16 protein-coding genes are annotated in these 20,995 nt (G+C 72.7%); 9 read left to right on the forward strand and 7 right to left on the reverse strand.

The genetic code is table 11. The features are described from left to right. The 3 genes from AN218_RS00355 to pdhA (AN218_RS00365) all read right to left on the reverse strand — a co-directional run. A partial coding sequence (locus AN218_RS00355) for a biotin/lipoyl-containing protein (protein ID WP_338059582.1) occupies positions 1–326 on the reverse strand: 326 nt, incomplete at its 3' end. A gap of 14 nt (positions 327–340) precedes the next feature. Then, positions 341–1,306, reverse strand: a complete 966-nt coding sequence (locus AN218_RS00360) for an alpha-ketoacid dehydrogenase subunit beta (RefSeq protein ID WP_070014424.1) — start codon at positions 1,304–1,306, stop codon at positions 341–343. Between the two features lie 64 nt (positions 1,307–1,370). After that, positions 1,371–2,861 (reverse strand): pyruvate dehydrogenase (acetyl-transferring) E1 component subunit alpha, encoded by a 1,491-nt coding sequence (gene pdhA, locus AN218_RS00365; protein WP_244900170.1) that lies wholly within the window; start codon positions 2,859–2,861, stop codon positions 1,371–1,373. Positions 2,862–3,263: 402 nt separating this feature from the next. On the opposite strand from pdhA (AN218_RS00365), the gene AN218_RS00370 reads away from it, so the two are divergent. Next, positions 3,264–4,034 carry a response regulator gene (locus AN218_RS00370; RefSeq protein WP_070014415.1) on the forward strand — a complete coding sequence of 257 codons (771 nt, stop codon included), beginning with the start codon at positions 3,264–3,266 and terminating at the stop codon, positions 4,032–4,034. Positions 4,035–4,123: 89 nt separating this feature from the next. Here the strand turns inward: AN218_RS00370 and AN218_RS00375 are convergent, their stop codons facing one another. Beyond that, on the reverse strand, positions 4,124–5,713 hold the full coding sequence (locus AN218_RS00375) for a protein kinase domain-containing protein (RefSeq protein ID WP_070014416.1): 1,590 nt from the start codon (positions 5,711–5,713) through the stop codon (positions 4,124–4,126). A 604-nt stretch (positions 5,714–6,317) separates the two neighbouring features. Between AN218_RS00375 and AN218_RS00380 the strand changes: the two genes are divergently transcribed. Next, positions 6,318–8,003, forward strand: coding sequence for a protein kinase domain-containing protein (locus AN218_RS00380; RefSeq protein ID WP_070014417.1), 1,686 nt, complete (start codon positions 6,318–6,320; stop codon positions 8,001–8,003). A gap of 138 nt (positions 8,004–8,141) precedes the next feature. On the opposite strand, the gene paaN is transcribed toward AN218_RS00380, so the two are convergent. Beyond that, a complete protein-coding gene (paaN, locus tag AN218_RS00385; RefSeq protein WP_420855921.1) occupies positions 8,142–9,917 on the reverse strand; it encodes a phenylacetic acid degradation protein PaaN in 1,776 nt (591 codons plus the stop codon). A gap of 216 nt (positions 9,918–10,133) precedes the next feature. Between paaN and AN218_RS00390 the strand changes: the two genes are divergently transcribed. Then, positions 10,134–10,730 (forward strand): TetR/AcrR family transcriptional regulator, encoded by a 597-nt coding sequence (locus AN218_RS00390; protein ID WP_070014418.1) that lies wholly within the window; start codon positions 10,134–10,136, stop codon positions 10,728–10,730. A 48-nt stretch (positions 10,731–10,778) separates the two neighbouring features. Here the strand turns inward: AN218_RS00390 and AN218_RS00395 are convergent, their stop codons facing one another. Beyond that, positions 10,779–12,455: an FAD-binding oxidoreductase gene (locus tag AN218_RS00395; protein WP_079131680.1), complete on the reverse strand. Its 1,677-nt coding sequence runs from the start codon at positions 12,453–12,455 to the stop codon at positions 10,779–10,781. 85 nt (positions 12,456–12,540) lie between these two features. Continuing rightward, complete coding sequence (locus AN218_RS00400) at positions 12,541–13,074, reverse strand: Lrp/AsnC family transcriptional regulator (protein ID WP_070014419.1); 534 nt, start codon at positions 13,072–13,074, stop codon at positions 12,541–12,543. Positions 13,075–13,390: 316 nt separating this feature from the next. On the opposite strand from AN218_RS00400, the gene pdhA (AN218_RS00405) reads away from it, so the two are divergent. The 6 genes from pdhA (AN218_RS00405) to AN218_RS00430 all read left to right on the forward strand — a co-directional run bounded on the left by pdhA (AN218_RS00405) (position 13,391) and on the right by AN218_RS00430 (position 20,974). After that, positions 13,391–14,578 carry a pyruvate dehydrogenase (acetyl-transferring) E1 component subunit alpha gene (gene pdhA / locus AN218_RS00405; protein ID WP_070014420.1) on the forward strand — a complete coding sequence of 396 codons (1,188 nt, stop codon included), beginning with the start codon at positions 13,391–13,393 and terminating at the stop codon, positions 14,576–14,578. Then, the gene (locus tag AN218_RS00410; protein WP_070014421.1) at positions 14,575–15,678 is read left to right on the forward strand and encodes an alpha-ketoacid dehydrogenase subunit beta; all 1,104 of its coding nucleotides are present in this window, start codon (positions 14,575–14,577) and stop codon (positions 15,676–15,678) included. The genes pdhA (AN218_RS00405) and AN218_RS00410 overlap by 4 nt, the downstream gene beginning before the upstream one ends. Next, a complete protein-coding gene (locus AN218_RS00415) occupies positions 15,678–17,204 on the forward strand; it encodes a dihydrolipoamide acetyltransferase family protein (RefSeq protein WP_070014422.1) in 1,527 nt (508 codons plus the stop codon). Before AN218_RS00410 ends, AN218_RS00415 begins: the two co-directional genes overlap by 1 nt. A 3-nt stretch (positions 17,205–17,207) precedes the next feature. Beyond that, complete coding sequence (locus tag AN218_RS00420) at positions 17,208–18,167, forward strand: NTP transferase domain-containing protein (RefSeq protein ID WP_070014423.1); 960 nt, start codon at positions 17,208–17,210, stop codon at positions 18,165–18,167. 90 nt (positions 18,168–18,257) lie between these two features. Beyond that, positions 18,258–19,751 (forward strand): molybdopterin molybdotransferase MoeA, encoded by a 1,494-nt coding sequence (locus AN218_RS00425; RefSeq protein WP_244900171.1) that lies wholly within the window; start codon positions 18,258–18,260, stop codon positions 19,749–19,751. Next, the gene (locus tag AN218_RS00430) at positions 19,745–20,974 is read left to right on the forward strand and encodes a potassium channel family protein (RefSeq protein ID WP_079131681.1); all 1,230 of its coding nucleotides are present in this window, start codon (positions 19,745–19,747) and stop codon (positions 20,972–20,974) included. The genes AN218_RS00425 and AN218_RS00430 overlap by 7 nt, the downstream gene beginning before the upstream one ends. The last annotated feature ends 21 nt before the right edge of the window (positions 20,975–20,995 follow it).

Below are 20,995 nucleotides of genomic sequence, written 5' to 3' on the forward strand. Positions count from 1 at the left end.
TCCTCGCCGGTGCCGCCCGCGGGCGCCGCGTCCGCCGCGGCGGCGCCGCCCTCCAGCGGCCCGGCCGACGGATCGGTGTCCACGGCGATGATGGCGGTGCCGACGTCCACCGTCGTGCCCTCCTCGAAGCGCAGCTCGTGCACCGCTCCGTTGAAGGGAATGGGCAGTTCGACCGCCGCCTTGGCCGTCTCGACCTCGCAGACGACCTGGCCGTCCGTGACCGTGTCGCCGGTCTGGACGTACCACTTGAGGATCTCCGCCTCCGTCAGACCCTCGCCCACATCGGGCATCTTGAACTCGCGGATGCGGGTCGCGCTCTCAGTCATCGTCACGACTCTCCTCAGTACGCCAGCGCACGGTCGACGGCATCGAGCACCCGGTCAAGCCCCGGAAGGTACTCGTCCTCCAACCGGGCCGGCGGATACGGCGCGTGGAAACCGCCCACGCGCAGCACCGGCGCCTCCAGGTGGTAGAAGCAGCGCTCCGTGATCCTGGCGGCGACCTCCGAGCCGGTCCCCAGGAATACGGGTGCCTCGTGCACCACCACAAGCCTTCCGGTCCGCTCGACCGACTTCTGAAGGGTGTCGAAGTCGATCGGCGACATGGACCGCAGGTCGACGACCTCGAGGGAGCGCCCCTCCTCCTCCGCGGCGGACGCGGCCTCCAGACACGTCTTCACCATCGGCCCGTACGCGGCGAGCGTGCAGTCCCCGCCCTGCCGCACCACCCGCGCCGCGTGCAGCGGCGCCGGGATGGCGGTGACGTCGACCTCGCCCTTGTCCCAGTAACGGCGCTTGGGCTCGAAGAAGATGACGGGGTCGTCGCTCTCGACGGCCTGGCGCATCATCCAGTACGCGTCCGAAGCGTTCGACGGCGAGACGCACTTGAGGCCGGCGACATGGGCGAACAGCGCCTCGGGCGACTCGCTGTGGTGCTCGACGGCGCCGATGCCGCCCGCGTACGGGATGCGGATGACGACGGGCAGCTTGATCTTGCCCAGCGCGCGGGCGTGCATCTTCGCGAGCTGCGTGACGATCTGGTCGTACGCGGGGAAGACGAAGCCGTCGAACTGGATCTCCACGACGGGCCGGTAGCCGCGCAGCGCGAGCCCGATCGCGCTGCCGACGATGCCGGACTCCGCGAGCGGGGTGTCGATCACCCGCTGCTCGCCGAAGTCCTTCTGCAGACCGTCGGTGATGCGGAAGACGCCGCCGAGCTTGCCGACGTCCTCGCCCATGACCAGAACCTTGGGGTCGTTCTCCATCGACGAGCGCAGGGCTTCGTTGAGCGCCTTGGCGATGGGCATCTTCCGTACGTCCGGGGTGCCGGACGCGGCGGAGGCGGAAGCGGTCGATGTGGCAGCGGCCATGTCAGCGGCCCTCCCCTGCGGATGCGGCTGAGTGGGCTGGCTCGTCCGGGTCGGCGAAGGACGCGAGGTACTCGGCGAACTGGGCGCGCTCCTCGTCCACGAGGGCGTGACCGTCGGCGTAGACGTTCTCGAAGATGGCCATGGTGTCCGGGTCGGGCATGGTGCGGATCGCCTCGCGCACATGCTTGCCCATGGCCTCGCTCTCCTCCTCGACGGAGGCGAAGAAGGCGTCGTCCGCGAGCCCGTCCTTCTCCAGATACGTCCGCAGCCGCGCGATCGGGTCCTTGGCCTCCCACTCCGCGCGCTCCTCGTCCCGGCGGTAGCGGGTGGGGTCGTCGGAGGTGGTGTGGGCGCCCATCCGGTAGGTGAACGCCTCGATGAGCATGGGCCCTTGGCCGCTGCGGGCACGCTCGACGGCGGCACGGGTGACGGCGAGGCAGGCCAGCACGTCGTTGCCGTCGACGCGGACGCCGGGGAAGCCGAAGCCCGCGGCGCGCTGGTAGAGCGGCACACGGGACTGGCGCTCGGCGGGCTCGGAGATCGCCCACTGGTTGTTCTGGCAGAAGAAGACGACCGGGGCGTTGTAGACGGCGGAGAAGGTGAAGGCCTCCGCCACGTCGCCCTGGGAGGAGGCGCCGTCGCCGAAGTAGGCGATGACGGCGGAGTCGGCGCCGTCGAACGTGACGCCCATCGCGTAGCCGGTGGCGTGCAGGGCCTGGGAGCCGATGACGATCGTGTAGAGGTGGAAGTTGTTGCTCGTCGGGTCCCAGCCGCCGTTGTTCACGCCGCGGAACATGCCGAGCAGCTTCGTCGGGTCCACGCCCCGGCACCAGGCGACGCCGTGCTCGCGGTAGGTCGGGAAGACGTAGTCGTCGTCGCGCAGCGCACGGCCGGAGCCGATCTGCGCGGCCTCCTGGCCCAACAGGGAGGCCCACAGGCCGAGTTCGCCCTGCCGCTGGAGGGAGGTCGCCTCGCTGTCGAAGCGCCGGGTGAGCACCATGTCGCGGTACAGGCCGCGCAGTTCCTCGTCGCTGAGGTCGATGGCGTAGTCGGGGTGCTCGACCCGCTCGCCCTCGGGCGTCAGGAGCTGTACGAGTTCGGTGCCGGCGGAACCGTCCACGGCGGGGGCCGCCTTCGTCGTCCTCGTGGTCCGAGCCGTCCGCGTCGTCTTGGCGGACGCGGTGGACTTCGCCGCCTTGGCCGTCTTGGCGGGCTTCGCTGCCTTGGCCGCCTTGCTCGCCTTGGCCGTCTTCGCGGGCTGCGCCGTCTTGCTGGTCCGCGTCGACTTCGCGGCCTTCGCCGGCTTCCCGGAGTTCTCCGTCTTCGCGGGGCTCGCGGCGCCCGCGGACTTCGAACGCTTCGCGGTGGCCGCCGTCGTACCGGTGGTACCGCCGGCCTCCCGCGGTGCGGACGCCGACTTCTTCGTGGCGCTCTTGCCTCCGGTGCCGCTGCGGCGCGCCATGCTGCGCGCGGCAGTGCTCTCCACGGTCACGTGTGCTCCTCTTCTGTCCGGCCCCCGGGGTCGCCGGTGGCCTGGGGATCCCCCGCCGCGAGGCGGAGGGAGGCTCGTCCGGTCCCGTACGGCGCACGGGGGTGGGTGCGGCACGGACGGCAACCGGACGGTGACGATGTCTCGGTTAAGGCCCGCTGAAGCAGTTCCCAGGACTCCATACATGCATGAAGCCGCCCTGACCTGCAACTTTGCTCGGATTTCCAACTAAAGGCGCTGGATGTCCTGGCAAGCCGGGCGGTCATGGACGTCACTGGTCACAGCCTCGCGGGCCTCGTGGACCTTCCCCTACGCCATCAGCGCCGGGGAGGCCCCATGCACGGTATCCCGCGGCTCCAGAGTGCGGGAAGGGCGGAGCGGGGACCAGTGTGTGAGACTGAAAAAATGGAAGAAAGCACGCAAATCACTGTCTTCCTGCTCGACGATCACGAGGTCATCCGCCGCGGTGTGCACGAAATGCTCTCGGCCGAACCCGACATCGAGGTGATCGGTGAGACCGACAACGCGGCCGACGCCCTGCGGCGCATCCCGGACGCGAGGCCCGACGTCGCCGTGCTCGACGTACGCCTCCCCGACGGCAGCGGCATCGAGGTCTGCCGGGAGCTGCGCTCGCGCAACCCGGAGATCGGCTGTCTGATCCTCACCTCCTTCTCGGACGAGGAGGCACTCGTCCATGCGGTGCTCGCGGGCGCCTCCGGCTATGTGCTCAAGGGGATCCGCGGCGCCGAGCTCCAGTCGGCCGTACGGGAGACGGCCGCGGGCAAGGTGCTGATCGGGCCGGACGCGGCCCGGCGGGTGGTCGAGCGGCTGCGCAGAGGAGCCGGTGCCGGGGGGCCGGACGGGGGAGGCGCGGCGCGCACAGCGGGAGCGGCCGGCGGCGGGAGCGGCGAGGCGAGCGCGGAGCAGCGGCTGGCGGCGCTCACCGGCCAGGAGCGCATCATCCTGGATCTGATCGGCGCGGGCATGACGAACCGGGCCATCGGCGAGGAGCTGAACCTCGCCGAGAAGACGATCAAGAACTACGTCTCGCAGCTTCTGTCGAAGCTCGGCATGGAGCGCAGGACGCAGGCCGCCGCGTACGTCGCGAGGATGCAGGCGGCCGGGCGGGACGACGGCCAGAAGGGCCAGAAGGGGCCGGGTACGCAGGGCACTTGAGCCGCACGCGCCCCGGGCCGGAAGGCCGGACCCCGGGTGCGACGGATGCCCCGGGTGAGCGCCGTACGGGACGGGGGAGCGCCGCCCGGTCAGTCCTCCGGACCCCCGGGACCGCCGTTCTCGCCGCCGCCGTCGTCCGTACCGCCGTTGTCGTCCGACGGCGTCTCGGACGGGGTGTTCGTGGGACCGCCCGTGTTGCCGTTGTTGGTGTTGCCGCCGCGGCCGCCGGAGGCGGTCTCGCTCGGGGAGCCGGTCGGCTCGTCCGACGGCGAGCTCTGCGTCTCGCTCGGCGTCGTCTCCGACGGCCTCTCGGACGGGGTGGTCTCGCCGGTGTCCCCGGTGCTCGTGCCCGGGTCCTCTTCCGTCTCGGTCAGCGTCGGCGTCGGCTCGTCGGACGTCTTCTTGTCCTTCGGCTCGGACGTCGAGGTCTCCGGCTTGGTGTCGTTGCCGCCCTTGCCGGACTCGTACGTCGCCGCGAAATAGATGCCCGCGGCGACGGCGATCACGGCGACGAACGCGATGAAGGCGAACTTCACGCCGTTGCCGCGCCGTTCGTCACGGCGCGGGCCGCCGTCGAAGCCTCCGTCGTCCCGGCCGGGAGCGCCCATCAGCATCGGCGGTGCGAGCTGCGAGGTGTCGCCGTGTCCGGGGTGCTGCCGGGCGTCGGCGCCGGGGACGCCCATCGCCGGGGTCGAGCCGCCGGCGTGCGCGACCGGACCGGTGTTCCACATCCCGCCCGTGTGGCTGCCCTGTTCGTGCAGCATCCGCAGCCCGTACTGGGCGAGGCCGCGCATCTCCTCCGCGCTCTGGAACCGGTCGTCCGGGTCCTTGGCGAGGGCGCGCATCACCAGTCCGTCGAGCTCGGGCGGAGCGGTGTCGGAGGCCTCGGACGGCGGCGCCGCCTCGTCCTGCACATGCTGGTAGACGACCGAGAGCGGGGTCTCGCCGGTGAACGGCGGGCGGCGCGTGAGGAGTTCGTAGAGGAGACAGCCGGTGGCGTAGAGGTCGGAGCGGATGTCGACCGTCTTGCCGAGCGCCTGCTCCGGAGAGAGGTACTGCGGCGTGCCCATCACCATGCCGGTCTGGGTCATGGTGTTGGAGGCGCCGTGCAGGGCGCGGGCGATGCCGAAGTCCATCACCTTGACCGCGCCGGTGTTGGTGATGATGACGTTGGCGGGCTTGATGTCCCGGTGGACGATGTTGTGCTGATGGCTGTAGGCGAGGGCCTCCAGCACGCCCGAGACGATGATCAGGGCCTGGTCGGCCGGCGGTGCCTCGGCGTTCATCAGCAGATCGCGGATCGTACGGCCCTCGACCAGCTCCATGACGATGTACGGCGTGACGTTGCCGCCGATCGTCTCCTCGCCGGAGTCGTAGACGGCGACGACGGCGTGGTGGTTGAGGCCCGCGACGGACTGTGCCTCACGCGTGAAGCGGGCCTTGGAGACCGGGTCCTCCGCGAGGTCCGAGCGCAGCAGCTTCACCGCGACCGTACGGCCCAGGCGCAGGTCCTCGGCGGCGAAGACCTCCGCCATGCCGCCGCGGCCGAGACGGTGTGTGAGGCGGTAACGGCCGTCTCCGACAAGACCGTTGTTGCCCCACAGCTCCGGCGATTCGGCCATGGAGCCGCCCATGGCGTCCGGGTCCGGGGGACCCCCGCCGGCCTGCGTCTGTGCCATCTGTCCTCGCCGTGGGTCGAAATACCGTCATGCCGTGGGTCGCGCGTTGCCTACCCCCTTGCTCGAGCCTCATGCCCGGACGCGCCGGTACGGCCCTGCTCCGCTTTGGAGGCTACAGGCTCGGGAGAGTCACTTGGTGGGGAAGGATCAGCCATCCAATCGGTCGCGGTGCCCGGCTGGCAAGTTCGCAGGCGACGGACGCGGGGCCCCGCGGACGGGCCCGTCGAGACCTTTTCGAGACCTTCCCGGGGTGCTCCCGAACCGTTCCCGTCGCCCTCCCGCGGCCCCTCCCGCAACCCGCGCGGAACACCCAGCGCACGGTCCCGTACTGTCCCGCTACGCCTCCCCTGTACCGCCCTTGCACCGCCGCGCACTTGCACACCGCACGTCCCGGCGCAAGGGCCGCCCGGCGGCAGAGCAGCCACAGTTGTAGGCACAGGTTGCCCATCCGGTTACGGAACGGGCACTGCGCTTGACGTCACAGAGCGCAGCGGCAGACTTGAGCGGGTACAAGACTGAGTAAAGATCAGCGGGTCTCCGGGGCTGGAAACGAGCCCTCGGATCGGAACTGTGCGGGGGCGTGCCGCCGAGGGGGAGCAGTCAGATGAGTGACGACGGCGGACAGGCTGCCGCGGAGTACTTGGGCCGTACGGTCGGAGGCGGGCGCTTCCAGCTACAGAGCCTGCTCGGCGCGGGGGGCATGGCCTCCGTCTATCTCGCCTACGACTCCGTCCTCGACCGCCAGGTCGCGGTCAAGACGCTGCACACCGAACTCGGCCGCGAGCAGTCCTTCCGCGAGCGCTTCCGCCGCGAGGCACAGTCTGTCGCGAAGCTCACACACACCAACATCGTCTCCGTCTTCGACTCCGGCGAGGACGAGATCGACGGCGCGATGGTGCCGTACATCGTCATGGAGTACGTCGAGGGCAAGCCGCTGCGCTCCGTACTGGACGAGGACATCGCGCAGTTCGGGGCGATGCCCGCGGAGAAGGCGCTGAAGATCACCGGCGACGTGCTGTCGGCGCTCGAGGTCAGCCACGAAATGGGCCTCGTACACCGGGACATCAAGCCCGGGAACGTCATGATCACCAAGCGCGGCGTGGTCAAGGTCATGGACTTCGGCATCGCGCGGGCCATGCAGTCCGGCGTCACGTCGATGACGCAGACGGGCATGGTCGTCGGCACGCCGCAGTATCTGTCGCCGGAGCAGGCACTGGGCCGCGGCGTCGACGCCCGTTCCGACCTCTACTCGGTCGGCATCATGCTCTTCGAACTCCTCACGGGGCGGCTGCCGTTCGACGCCGACTCCCCGCTGGCCATCGCGTACGCGCATGTGCAGGAGGAGGCACCCACCCCCTCGGCGATCAACCAGTCGCTGACGCCGACCGTCGACGCGCTGGTCGCGCGGACCCTGCGGAAGAACCCCAACGAGCGCTTCCCGTCGGCCGAGACGATGAACCAGGAGTGCACGCGGGTCGGCCGGCAGGCCGCGTCCGCCGGTGCCTCGCCCTCGATCGTCCAGGGGCTGCCGGTCGCGCAGAGCGGTGCGGGCGTCGGGCAGGCCGTCTTCCCGCCGGTGGGCGAGGGCACACCGCCGCCGCAGGGAGTGCAACAGCCCTACCAGGCACAGCAGTACGGCGGTTTCGGGCCGTCGACGCCTCCGCCGCCCGGCACGGCGCCGATGAACCAGTACGCGCCGGGGGCGCCGTACGCGCAGCAGGGCGCGGGCCCGCACACACCGCCGCCCTACACGCTCTCCCCGCAGGGCGCCGGCAGACCTCCGGCGCGTAAGAACAACACGGCGCTGATCGTCGGTTCGGCGGTGGCGGTCGTCGTCGCGGTGACGGCGATCGTCGTGGCCTTCGTGACGACCAGCGGTGACGACGACCCGGTCGCGACCCACAGCCCGTCCGTCGCCGCCCCGCAGGACCCGGGGAACGCCCCCTCCTCCGACCCGACGACGAGCAGCGGCAGCGACGAGGACGAAGGCAACGGCTTCAAGCCGGAGGACAAGTCCAAGACGATCGAGTCGTCCCGCTGCACGAACGCCTCCGACAGCTACTCGGACGCGCACAAGAAGATCGTCCCCGACTTCACCTACAAGAACCTGGACTCGGTCAAGAAGTGCATCAAGGCCGCGGGTTGGAAGCTCGGTAAGATCTCGCACGAAGACGAGAACATCTGGGGCAAGAACATGGTCCTGGAGCAATCCCCGGACGGCATCGAGTACTTGGACCCGGACGAGGACAAGATCGATCTGACGGTGTCCACCGGCAAGCCCGGCGACTGACGGGCCCGCACCACACGGTCCCCTCAGCCGGCCGCACCGACCGGGGCGCCCGACGCGCACCGCACGCGCCGGGCGCCCCTCCTGCTGTCCGGGCCCCGACCGATCCGGAGAACTCCGGCCCGGCCTGGCCCGCGCCCGTCAGCCCTGGCCGGAGGCTCCCTGCGAGGGACGCCGCACCTCGACCATGCGGAAGCGGTCGGCGACGAAGGCGCTGTCGCACAGGGCCGCGTTTGCGGCCGGATTGCCGCCGGAACCGTGGAAGTCGGAGAAGGCCGCGGTCTGGTTCACATAGACCCCGCCGGTGAGATTGAGCGAGAGCTGCGCGCACTCGTCCAGGCAGGCGTCCTCGATCAGACGCTCGGCCGCGGGCGACGTCGTGTACGCGCCGACCGTCATGGCGCCCTTCTCCCGGACCGTACGCCGCAACAGCGCCACGGCGTCCGCGGTGGAGTCGACGGCGACGGCGAAGGAGACCGGCCCGAAGCACTCCGAGAAGCACACCGCCTCCGCCTCCGGGCGCGCGGCGTCCAGCTTCACGATGACCGGCGTACGCACCTGGGCTCCCGGGAAGTCCGGGTGCTCGACGGTGCGGGAGGTCAGCGCCACCTCGCCCAGCGCGGCCGCGGACTCGATGCGCTCGCGCACCTGCGGGTTGACGATGGCGCCCAGGATCGCGTTCGCACGGGCGTCGTCGCCGAGCAACTTCCCGACGGCGGCGGCCAGATCGGTCACGACCTCCTCGTACGACTTGTGTCCCGCGTCGGTGGTGATGCCGTCGCGCGGGATCAGCAGATTCTGCGGCGTCGTGCACATCTGGCCGCTGTAGAGCGAGAGGGAGAAGGCGAGATTGCCCAGCATGCCCTTGTAGTCGTCAGTGGAGTCGACGATCACGGTGTTGACCCCGGCCTTCTCCGTGAAGACGCGGGCCTGGCGGGCGTTGGCCTCCAGCCAGTCGCCGAACTCGGAGGAGCCCGTGTAGTCGACGACGCGGACCTCGGGGCGCAGCGCCAGCTCCTTGGCGATGCCCTCGCCCTCGCGCTCGGCGGCCAGCGCGACGAGGTTCGCCTCGAAGCCGGCCTCCGTCAGCACCTCGCGGGCGATGCGGACCGTCAGCGCCAGCGGCAGCACCGCACGCGGATGCGGCTTGACCAGCACCGGGTTGCCCGTGGCGAGGGAGGCGAAGAAGCCCGGATAGCCGTTCCAGGTGGGGAATGTGTTGCAGCCGATCAGCAGCGAGACGCCGCGGCCGACCGCCGTGAACGTCTTGTCCAGGTCGAGCGGCTCGCGCTTGCCCTGCGGCTTGGACCAGGCGGCGGCCTCCGGCGTACGCGTCTGCTCCGCATAGGCGTAGGCGACGGCCTCCATGCCGCGGTCCTGCGCGTGCGGGCCGCCCGCTTGCAGCGCCATCATGAACGCCTGCCCGCTGGTGTGCATCACCGCGTGCGCGAACTCGTGCGTACGGGCGCTGATCCGGGCCAGGATCTCCAGGCACACCGCGGCCCGCACCTCCGGGCCCGCCGCACGCCAGGCCGGCATCGCCTTGCGCATCTCCGGCAGCAGCACGTCGAGGTCGGGGCGCGGATACTCGATGCCCAACTCCAGGCCGTACGGCGAGACTTCGGTCGCCGTCCAGCCGCCCTCCGGGCCGGCGGTGCCCGGCTGGCCCTCGATCTCGAAGCGGCCGCCGCGCAGCGCGTCGAAGGCGGCCTGGCCCTGTCCGGCGCTCAGCGAGCCCTCGATCTGCGAGCCCTCCCCGTACGCCTTGGGGTGCTCGGGGTGCGGCGACCAGTACTCGCGGCTGCGGATCGCCTCCAGCGCGCGGTCGAGCGTGGGACGGTGCCTCTCGGTCAGCCGGGCGGCGGAGAGCGCGGCGCCTCCGGCCGGAGTCGCGGTGGTGGTCACGGGTGCGGTCACGAACGACCAACTCCTCGTCGGGCTTCGGGCTGGGTGGCTGGCGCTGTCCTGCGCCGCGTCGCCCGCTCACCCCGCGAGGTGTGCGCGGCTCCGCGGGCCCTGCATGGGCCGCACTCGGCTGTCCTCCGAGCGGCGACAGGTAGATACTGCTACCGAACGATCGGTCGGTGCAAGGGGGACGATGAGCCTGTGGACAACGCGGATAGCATCGGCCGCATGCCGGTCAAGCGCGACACCTACACCCCCGATTCGCTGCTGAAGGTCGCCGTGGAGGTGTTCATCGAGCGCGGGTACGACGGCACGTCGATGGAGCACCTCTCACAGGCCGCCGGCATCTCCAAGTCGTCGATCTACCACCATGTGCGCGGCAAGGAGGAGCTGCTGCGCAGAGCGATAAGCCGGGCCCTCAGCGGCCTCTTCGGCGTGCTCGACGAGCCCGCGGCCCGCGAGGGCCGCGCGATCGACCGGCTGGAGCACGTCACCCGCCGCACCGTCGAGGTGCTGATGACCGAACTGCCGTACGTGACGCTGCTGTTGCGCGTGCGCGGCAACACGGACACCGAGCGGTGGGCGATGGCACGCCGCCGCGAGTTCGACCAGCGGGTCTCGGAGCTGCTGAAGCAGGCGGTCGCGGACGGCGATCTGCGGGCGGACGTGGACGTACGGCTCGCGACCAGGCTGCTGTTCGGCATGATCAACTCCGTCGTGGAGTGGTACAGGCCCTCGCGCGCGGGCCGCGGCGGCGCCGCCACGAGCGAGGAGGTCGCCGAGGCCGTCGTCCGCACGGCCTTCGCGGGTCTGCGCAACGACTGAGAACGACTGAACGGGCCGGCCTGCCCCAGGACGTACGGGGAGTCCGCCTCAGTCCGTATCCGTCCCCGGCCCCGGCCCCGGCCCCGGCTTCGTCCTCGTCCTCGTCCCGCGCCCCGGTACGTCCACGAGCACGCCCGGATTGAGGATCCCGCCCGGGTCCAGCACCCCCTTGGCCGCCCGCAGCGCGAGCGCGAACGGCTCCGGCCGCTGCCGGTCGTATCCGGGCCGGTGGTCGCGGCCCACGGCGTGATGGTGGGTGACGGTGGCCCCGTGCCGCGTGAGCGTCTCCATCGCGGCACTCTTGATCTCGTCCCACATGGCAACCTCCGCCCCGCGGCGCCCGGCGGCGATCACGGTGAAGTACGGGGCCGGGCCGTCCGGATAGACGTGCGTCAGGCGGCAGTTGACGAGTCCGGGGCGGCCGGTGACCTCCTCGACCGCGGCCCCGATGCCGCTGCGTATCTCCTCGTAGAGACCGGGGAAGCGGTCCCAGGTGCAGGCCGTCTCGAACGTCTCGGTGATCGCGCTCATCCGCGCCAGCCCGTCCCGTACGTACGGCATGCGCAGGAACGCCGACCGCCACGCGCCGACGGTGGCGTCGCCGCCCTTCTCTTCCTCGTCGCCGGGAGGGGCGACCGTGCCGCCGTGGTCGGCGGCCAGGGCGCACAGCTCGGCGAGCGTCCCGTCCACCGGACGGTGCGCCGACTCCACGCCCAGCACCAGCACGCTCTCGCCGCCGTGCGCGGCCTCCGCGAGGGCGGCCTCACCGGGGTCCAGGAGGCGGCAGTTGGCCGGGTCCAGACCCGACTGCGAGATCGCGCGCACGGCCTCGGCCGCGTCCGCGAAGTCCGCGAACCGCACGGCGGCCGACGCCTTGTGGACGGGACGGTCCTGGAGCCGCATCCACGCCTCGGTGATCACGCCGAGTACGCCCTCGGAGCCGAGGAAGAGCCGGTCCGGGGAGGGGCCCGCGCCCGAGCCGGGCAGCCGCAGCGACTCCGACGTACCGGCGGGAGTGACCACGCGCATCGACTCGACGAAGTCGTCGATACGGGTGCGCTGCGTCGCGTAGTGACCGCCGGCGCGGGTGGCGAGCCAGCCGCCGAGGGTGGAGAACTCGAAGCTCTGCGGGAAGTGGCGCAGCGTCAGGCCGCCGCCGTGCTCGCGCAGCCGCTGCTCCAGGGCGGGCCCGAGGACGCCGGCCTGGATGCGTGCCGCCCGGCTGGTGGTGTCGACCTCCAATACGCGGTCCATCGCCGTGGTGTCCAGCGACAGGACGGCCGCGTGGTCGCCGCCGCGGTACTCGACGCCACCGACCACCGAACTGCCGCCGCCGTACGGGATCACCGCGACGTTCCGGTCCGCGGCCCAGTCGAGGAGGCCCGTCAACTCCCGCTCCGTACGCGGGTGGGCGACGAGATCGGGGGCGGCCGCCAGGTCGCCGTGCAGGGCGCGTACGACGTCCCGGTACGCCTTGCCGTACGTGTGGGCGGCGCGGTCCGCCGTACCGTCCGAGACCAGATGCGCGAGGGCGGCGGGCGGTGCGACGCGGGGGCGCGCGAGCTCCAGACCGCGCGGGTCGGGCACCGGCAGCGGCTCGGACGGCAGTCCGGGGACCAGAGCGGCGAGGTCCGCGCACTCGCGGTCCGGAAGCGCCCGGTCGCTGCGGCCCCAGCCCCACCAGGAGCGGGCGGTGGCGCGCGGAGGGTGCTCGGCAGCCGTCATCGGGGGCCTCTCGTTCGGGTCGGGGGCGGGGGTCGAGGTCGGGATCGGAAGCCGGGATCCGGAGCCCGGTGCTCCGGCCGGTGCGTCAGATGTCCGGCTCCAGATGGGTCTCCTCGAAGACCAGCAGCGTCCGGGTGCTGATGACCTCCGGGATCGACTGGATCCGGGTGAGCACCAGGTCGCGCAGCGAGCGGTTGTCGGCGGTGTGCACCAGCAGCAGGACGTCGAAGTCGCCGCTCACCAGCGCCATATGCGTCGCCCCGGGCAGTCGCAGCAGCTTCTCGCGCACGCTGCGCCAGGAGTCCTGCACGATCTTGAGCGTGATGTACGCGGAGGCGCCCTGGCCCGCCCGTTCCTCGTCGATGCGGGCGCTGAAGCCCCGGATGACGCCGTCGTCCACGAGGCGGTTGATACGGGCGTAGGCGTTGGCGCGGGAGATGTGGACCTGCTCGGCGAGCGCCCGCACCGACATCCGGCCGTCCGCGCGCAGCAGCCGCAGGATGTCCCTGTCGACCGGGTCGAGCGGGCGTGCGGGCGGGCGCGGATCCAGTCCCGGGGAGGGCTCCGCGCCGGGGATCACGGGACCGTCGGACGCATCGGCAATATGTCCGTCCGGCATGCCGTGGGACCTCCCCTCGCTGGACACCTTGCGTCCATCGAACGCACGATCGCGCCACTTGTCCACAGGCTGCCGTCGCCTGTAGCCAAAATGTGCCGGCAACCGAACAATCGGTAGGGGAGCACGACGACAGCGCGCTTCCACGCCCATCGGGGCCTGCCCGGATCACCGCACCCGGACAGGCCCTGGAGCCCTGAGTACCCGAGACCCGGGTCCGCGGGGCCCGAGTGCCGCAGCCGGCGCCGGGCGACCGGGACCGACGAACGACCGAACGACTTCTCAGCCCTGGCAGCCCCCTTGAGTGAGGTGCTCACCCATGACGGTTCTCGAGCAGTCCGGTGCCTACCACCTCGCACCGCCCCCGGCCTGGCGCCCCCGCCGCGACCCCGCCCCCCTGATGCCGGACGGCGAACCGTTCCGGCTGCTGGGCACCGAGGCGGAGCTGGAGGGCGCCCTGCTCCGCGAGCTGTACGGGCAGTTGGTGCGCGGACGCCGCTTCAACGAGCAGGCGACGGCCCTCACCAAGCAGGGCCGCCTCGCGGTCTATCCGTCCTCCACGGGCCAGGAGGCCGCCGAGGTCGCGGCGGCGCTGGCCCTGCGCGAACAGGACTGGCTCTTCCCCAGCTACCGCGACACCCTCGCGGCCGTCGCCCGCGGCCTCGACCCCGTGGCCGTGCTGTCGCTGCTCCGCGGCGACTGGCACAGCGGCTACGACCCGCGGTCGACGCGCGTGGCGCCGCTGAGCACCCCGCTCGCGACCCAGCTTCCGCACGCGGTCGGCCTGGCGCACGCCGCCCGGCTCAAGGGCGACGACGTGGTGGCGCTCGCGATGGTCGGCGACGGCGGCACGAGCGAGGGCGACTTCCACGAGGCGCTGAACTTCGCCGCCGTCTGGCAGGCCCCCGTGGTCTTCCTCGTACAGAACAACGGCTTCGCGATCTCCGTACCGCTCGCGAAGCAGACGGCCGCCCCCTCCCTCGCGCACAAGGCCGTCGGCTACGGCATGCCGGGACGGCTCGTGGACGGGAACGACGCGGCGGCCATGCACCACGTGCTCACGGACGCGGTGGAGCGGGCCCGCGCGGGCGAGGGCCCCTGCCTGGTGGAGGCCGTGACATACCGCCTGGAGGCGCACACCAACGCCGACGACGCCACCCGCTACCGGGAGGCGGCCGAGGTCGAGTCCTGGCGCGAGCACGACCCGGTCGCGCTGATGGAGCGTGAGCTGCGCTCGCGCGGGCTGCTGGACGACGACGGCGTACGGGAGGCCGGCGAGGCGGCCGAGCGGATGGCGGGCGACCTGCGTGAACGCATGCACCAGGAGCCGGAGTTGGCCCCGATGGACCTCTTCGACCACGTCTTCGCCCGGCGCACGCCGCAGCTCCAGGGCCAGGCCGAACAGCTCCGCGCGGAGCTGGCGGCGGCCGAGGCGGAGCACACCGGGACGGCCGGCGGATCCGGGAGCACCGGGCACCGCACCGACGACCAGGGGAGCCGGAAATGAGCACAGCGACGGGCACGTCGTCGCCGCCCGGTGCGCAGCCGTCCCGGGAGCCCGCCCGTAAGCCGTCCACGATGGCGCAGGCGCTGAACCGCGCGCTGCGCGACGCCCTCGCCGACGACCCGGACGTGCACGTCTTCGGTGAGGACGTCGGCACGCTCGGCGGCGTCTTCCGTGTGACGGACGGCCTGGCGGCCGAGTTCGGCGCGGACCGCTGCACGGACACCCCGCTCGCCGAGGCCGGCATCCTCGGCACGGCGGTGGGCATGGCGATGTACGGGATGCGGCCCGTGGTCGAGATGCAGTTCGACGCCTTCGCCTATCCGGGCTTCGAGCAGCTCGTCTCGCACATCTCCCGCATGCGCAACCGCACACGGGGCGCCCTGCCCATGCCGCTGACGGTGCGCATCCCCTACGGCGGCGGCATCGGCGGCGTCGAGCACCACAGCGACTCCTCCGAGGCGTATTACATGGCGACGCCCGGACTGCACGTCGTCACGCCGGCGACGGTCGCGGACGCGTACGGGCTGCTGCGCAAGTCCATCGCGAGCGACGACCCGGTCGTCTTCCTGGAGCCGAAGCGGCTGTACTGGGGCAAGGACGACTGGTCGCCGGAGCGGCCCGCCGAGGTCCCGGAGATCGGCCGCGCCGTCGTGCGGCGTCCCGGCTCCTCGGCGACGCTCATCACCTACGGCCCCTCGCTGCCCGTCTGCATGGAGGCGGCGGAGGCCGCCGCGCGCGACGAGGGCCTGGAGCTGGAGGTCGTCGACCTGCGCTCGCTGGTGCCCTTCGACGAGGACACGGTCGTCGCGTCCGTACGGCGCACCGGCCGCGCCGTCGTCGTACACGAGTCGACGGGCTTCGCCGGTCCCGGCGCGGAGATCGCGGCGCGGGTGACCGAGCGCTGCTTCCACCACCTGGAGGCGCCGGTGCTGCGCGTCGCGGGTTTCGACATCCCATATCCGCCGCCGATGCTGGAGCGGCACCATCTCCCGGACGTGGACAGGGTGTTGGACGCCGTCGCGCGGCTCCAGTGGGAGAGCGAGTGGCGCTCCGGCGAGGAGTCCGGGGGCCTCGGGAGCCTCGGGGGAGGGGTGCGCTGATGGCGTCCGTACGGGAGTTCACGCTTCCGGATCTGGGCGAGGGCCTGACGGAGGCGACCGTCGTGCGGTGGCTGGTGGCCGTCGGCGACGTGGTGGCGGTGGACCAGTCCGTCGTGGAGGTCGAGACGGCCAAGGCGCTCGTGGACGTGCCCTGTCCGTACGGCGGCGTCGTCACGGCGCGGTACGGGGCGGAGGGCGCCGAAATCCCCGTCGGGGCACCGCTGTTGACGGTGGCCGTGGGGGCGTCGCAGGAGACGCCGCAGGGCGGCGCCGGCAGCGCGAACGGACATGTGCCCGCCACGGACGGTACGAACGGTGCGGCCGGTGCGGGTGGTACGAGCGGTGCGGACGCTGCGGACGGGGCGGCCGCCGGAGGCGAGAGCTCCGGCAACGTCCTCGTGGGCTACGGCACCGGGGCCCCGTCGGGCCGCCGCCGTCGCGCACGGCCCCGTCCGGCCGTCGGTTCCACGGTGCCGGAGGAACGGACGCCGCGTACCGCCCCCGTTCCGGCCGCGTCGCCCGGCCCGCAGACGAGCGCCCCGGAGGCGAGCGCGCAGCGCGGACCGGTCGCCGTCATCTCCCCGCTCGTACGACGCATCGCCCGCGAACACGACCTCGATCTGCGCGCCGTCAGCGGCAGCGGCCCGGACGGGCTGATCCTCCGCGCGGACGTGGAACGGACGCTGCGCTCCCGTACGGAGACGGCGGGGACGACGGCACCGGCCGCTCCGGCGACGGCACCCGCGGCGCCGTCCACACCCGCGGCACCGTCCGCACCCTCCGTACCGGAGACGGCGACGCGCATCCCCCTCACCGGATTCCGCGGCACCGTCGCCGACAAGCTCTCCCGCAGCCGCCGTGAGATCCCCGACGCGACCTGCTGGGTGGACGCCGACGCGACCGAACTGCTCGCCGCACGCCGCGCGATGAACTCCGCCACGGGCGTCGGCGGCCCGAGCGGTTCCTCCGACGCAGCGGCCGAGGGCGCACCCAGGATCTCCCTGCTGGCGCTCCTCGCCCGCATCTGCACGGCGGCCCTGGCCCGCTTCCCCGACCTCAACGCGAGCGTCGACATGGACGCCCGCGAGGTGGTCCGCCACTCCGAGGTGCATCTCGGGTTCGCGGCGCAGACCCCCCGGGGTCTCGTCGTCCCGGTCGTACGGGGTGCGCACGCGCTCGACACCGCCGGGCTCAGCCGGGAACTGGCCCGGCTCACCGAACGGGCCCGCACCGGCGAACTCACGCCGGCCGACCTGACCGGCGGCACCTTCACCCTCAACAACTACGGCGTCTTCGGCGTCGACGGCTCGACCCCGATCATCAACCACCCCGAGGCGGCGATGCTCGGCGTCGGCCGCATCACGGAGAAGCCCTGGGTCCACGAGGGTCAACTCGCGGTGCGCAGCGTCGTACAGCTCTCCTTCACCTTCGACCACCGGGTGTGCGACGGCGGCACGGCGGGCGGCTTCCTGCGCCATGTCGCGGACTGCGTGGAACAGCCCGCGGTGCTGCTCCGTACGCTCTAGGGCGTGACACCTGACGTCCACGCGTACCACCACGACGCCGTCGTCCTCGCGGGCGGCGGCGCCCGGCGCCTCGGCGGCACCGACAAACCGTCGCTGACCGTCGGCGCCCGCACGCTCCTCGACCGCGTGCTGTCCGCGTGCGCGGGCGCCGCCACCACCGTCGTCGTCGGCCCGCGCAGGCCGACGTACCGTCCGGTGACCTGGGTGCGGGAGGACCCGCCGGGCGGCGGCCCGCTCGCCGGGCTCGACGCGGGGCTGCGCGGTGTGACCGCGGAGACGGTGCTCGTGCTCTCCGCCGATCTGCCCTTCCTCCAGCCGGAGACCGTACGCACGCTCCTCGCGACGGCCCATGCCCGGCCGCCCGGTGAGCCGGAGACCGCACGAGCGGCGGAGGACGCGGACGGCGCGGACGGCGCGCTCGTGAACGACGGCCGCGACCAGCCGCTCCTCGCCGCCTACCGGACCGAGTCGCTCCGCCGTGAACTGGCCCTGCTGCACACGGAATACGGGACCCTCAACGGTCTCCCCTTGCGACTGATCCTTCCCGAGCTGAGACTTCGACGCATCGACATCGCTGTGGGTCGCCGACCTTCCGCCTCCGCCGCCCTCGACTGCGACACCTGGGAAGACGTCGCCGCCGCCAGGGCCCGTATCAGGGAGCATGACACCGTGCTGGACGAATGGATGGCCGCAGCCAAGGCCGAACTCGGCGTCGATCTCGACGTGGACACGGCCGTGCTTCTCGACCTGGCACGCGACGCCGCGCACGGCGTCGCCCGTCCCGCCGCACCGCTGACGACCTTCCTCGTGGGCTACGCCGCCGCTCAACGGGGCGGCTCCCCCGAGCAGGTCGCGGAGGCCGCCGCCAAGGCCGCCCGCCTGGCGGCGCGTTGGGCCGAGGAGGCCGCGGAGGACGAGGAGAGCGGCCGAGGGGGCGAAGGGGAACAGGGCGACGGGCGATGAGCGACGCCGACGAACTCGACGAGGCGATCGCGCTGGCCAACGGCGCGTACGGCGGCGTACCCGTGACCGCTCCGGGCACGGCCGCACGCGGTGCGACGCCCTCGCGCCCACGCGGCGGCGGCCGGTNTGGCAGCCCCCGACTGGCTCGACGACCGCTCCGCCCGCCGGCACCCCCGTACGTCCAAGGACACGGCCGAGCCTGCCGGCGCCCGGTCCGGCAGCGCCTCCCGTACCACCGGAACCCCCGGCACCTCCCGCCACGGGGACGGTCCGCAGGACCCGGCCCCCTCCCACGCCCGCGACGTCCCCTGGCCCGACGCCCGCTTCCGCGCCGCCCGCGCAGCGAGCCGCCTCGCCTCCCACGTCCTCCCGCTCGACGAGGCGCTGGACCACGTCCTCGACGCCCCGCTCGACGCCCTGACCGATCTGCCGTCCTTCGACACCTCCGCCATGGACGGCTGGGCCGTCGCAGGTCCCGGCCCCTGGACGCTGAGCGAGGGCGCCGCGGACGGCGGGATCCTCGCCGGCACCCTCGTCGAGCCGCGCGCCCTCCCGGACGGCGAGGCCGTCCCCATCGCCACGGGCGCCCGCGTACCGTCCGGCGCGAGCGCCGTGCTGCGGCACGAGTACGGCGAACTGGACGGCTCCCGGCTGCGGACGAGGAACCCCGCGTCGCGTCCCGAGCCCGGTACCGACATCCGGCCCCGCGGCCAGGAGTGCCGCTCGGGCGACCGGCTGCTGCCTGCCGGGACCACCGTCACACCCGCCGTGCTCGGACTCGCGGCGGCGGCGGGCTACGACCGGCTGCCGGTCACGCGCCGCCCCCGCGCCGAAGTCCTCGTCCTGGGCGACGAGTTNCCCCGCGCCGAAGTCCTCGTCCTGGGCGACGAGTTGCTGCACCGCGGCGTCCCGCACGACGGCCGCATCCGCGACGCGCTCGGCCCGGCCGTCGCCCCGTGGCTCGCGCAGCTCGGCGCCGACGTCGTCGTCACCCGCCGCCTCGGCGACGACGCGGAGGCGCTCCACGAGGCCGTCGCCACCACCACCGCCGATCTCGTCGTCACCACGGGCGGCACCGCGCGCGGCCCCGTGGACCATCTGCGTCCCACGCTCGACCGCGTCGGCGCGCGTCTGCTCATCGAGGGCGTCCGTGTACGCCCCGGCCACCCCATGCTGCTGGCGCGACTGCCCGGAGCAGCAACCGAGGGGACGTCCGGCGCACGGGCCGTGAGCACCGCAGGACCCGGCGGCCCGTTCCTGGTCGGCCTGCCCGGCAACCCCCTCGCGGCGCTCTCCGGACTCGTCACGCTCGCCGCCCCGCTGATCCGTACGCTCGGCGACCGCCGCACCGAACGCGAGGTCTCCGCGCGCCTGACCGACGACGTACCGGGACACCCGCGGGACACCCGGCTCGTGCCCGTCGCCTACTCCCCGTCGGACTCCCGCGCCCGTCCGCTGCGCTACCACGGTCCCGCGATGCTGCGCGGCGTCGCCACCGCGGACGCGCTCGCGGTCGTGCCGGCGGGCGGCGGCGCCGCGGGCTCCGGAGTACGGGTGCTGCCGCTTCCGTGGTTCGCATGGTGAAGCACCCCGCGGACGGGAGCGACCACTACCGCATCCTGCTGCCGCGCTCCGAGGTCAGCCCGCAACTACAGGTCGGACGGCGCCTGTTGGCGGCGCTCGTCGTGCTCGGCCTGACCGTACTGATCGTCTATCTCGACCGCGGCGGCTACAACGACAACGCCGACGGCAAGGTCTCCTTCCTCGACGCCGTCTACTACACGACCGTCACCCTCTCCACGACCGGCTACGGCGACATCGCGCCCGCGAGCGACAGCGCCCGCATCGCGAACATCCTGCTCGTCACCCCGCTCCGCATCCTGTTCCTGATCATCCTCATCGGCACCACGCTCGAAGCGCTCACCGACCGCACCCGCGAGCAGTGGCGCCTGGCCCGCTGGAGGTCCCAGTTGCGCGACCACACAGTCGTCGTCGGCTTCGGTACGAAGGGCCGCTCGGCGGCGCAGACGCTGCTGTCCACCGGCGTGGGCCGGGACCGGATAGTGGTCATCGACCCGAACCACCATGTGGCGAAGGCCGCCAACGACGAGGGCTACGTGAGCGTCTCGGGCGACGCCACCCGCAGCGACGTCCTCGCCCGCGCCGAGGTGCGCCGGGCCAAGCAGATCGTCATCGCGACCCAGCGCGACGACACCGCGGTGCTCGTCACGCTGACCGCGCGCCAGCTCAACCGGCGGCTGAAGATCGTCGCGGCGGTACGGGAGGAGGAGAACGTCCCGCTGCTGCGCCAGTCCGGCGCCGACGCGGTGATCACCAGCGCCAGCGCCGCCGGCCGTCTCCTCGGGCTCTCGGTGCTCAGCCCGAACGCCAGCTCCGTGATGGAGGACCTCATCCAGCAGGGCTCGGGCCTCAGCCTCACCGAACGGCCCGTCACCAAGGCCGAGGTGGGCCGCCCGCCGCGGGAGTGCCGGGACCTCGTGGTCACGGTCGTACGCGGGCACCGGCTGCTCGGGTACGACGACCCGCAGGCGGACCCGCTCCAGTCCACGGACCGCGTCGTGGTGATCCAGCGCTCGGCGGCGCCGCATCCGGGCGGAGGGTCGCTCGGGAGCACCGATCCGACGCACAGCGGCTCGAACGGCCCGGGGGCCGCGGGCGGTACCGGGAACTCCGGCAACGGTCCGGGGCCGGGCGGTGCGGGTACCGGCGGCAGCTCCGGAGGTCCGGGCGGTACGGGCGGCCCCGGCATCGTCGGCTTCTGGCGGCACGAGCGCGGGGGCGGCTGAGCACGGGGGCGACAGCGCCGG

The organism is Streptomyces nanshensis (assembly GCF_001751255.1).
Lineage (GTDB): Bacteria > Actinomycetota > Actinomycetes > Streptomycetales > Streptomycetaceae > Streptomyces > Streptomyces nanshensis_A.

Excerpts from the sequence above, each read along its gene's own strand:
- AN218_RS00430 (WP_079131681.1), top strand. The coding sequence starts at position 19,745 with ATGGTGAAGCACCCCGCGGACGGGAGCGACCACTACCGCATCCTGCTG.
- AN218_RS00400 (WP_070014419.1), bottom strand. The coding sequence starts at position 13,074 with ATGCCGGACGGACATATTGCCGATGCGTCCGACGGTCCCGTGATCCCC.
- AN218_RS00370 (WP_070014415.1), top strand. The coding sequence starts at position 3,264 with ATGGAAGAAAGCACGCAAATCACTGTCTTCCTGCTCGACGATCACGAG.
- AN218_RS00410 (WP_070014421.1), top strand. The coding sequence starts at position 14,575 with ATGAGCACAGCGACGGGCACGTCGTCGCCGCCCGGTGCGCAGCCGTCC.
- AN218_RS00360 (WP_070014424.1), bottom strand. The coding sequence starts at position 1,306 with ATGCCCATCGCCAAGGCGCTCAACGAAGCCCTGCGCTCGTCGATGGAG.
- pdhA (WP_070014420.1), top strand. The coding sequence starts at position 13,391 with ATGACGGTTCTCGAGCAGTCCGGTGCCTACCACCTCGCACCGCCCCCG.
- AN218_RS00395 (WP_079131680.1), bottom strand. The coding sequence starts at position 12,455 with ATGACGGCTGCCGAGCACCCTCCGCGCGCCACCGCCCGCTCCTGGTGG.
- AN218_RS00380 (WP_070014417.1), top strand. The coding sequence starts at position 6,318 with ATGAGTGACGACGGCGGACAGGCTGCCGCGGAGTACTTGGGCCGTACG.
- AN218_RS00390 (WP_070014418.1), top strand. The coding sequence starts at position 10,134 with ATGCCGGTCAAGCGCGACACCTACACCCCCGATTCGCTGCTGAAGGTC.
- AN218_RS00375 (WP_070014416.1), bottom strand. The coding sequence starts at position 5,713 with ATGGCACAGACGCAGGCCGGCGGGGGTCCCCCGGACCCGGACGCCATG.
- AN218_RS00415 (WP_070014422.1), top strand. The coding sequence starts at position 15,678 with ATGGCGTCCGTACGGGAGTTCACGCTTCCGGATCTGGGCGAGGGCCTG.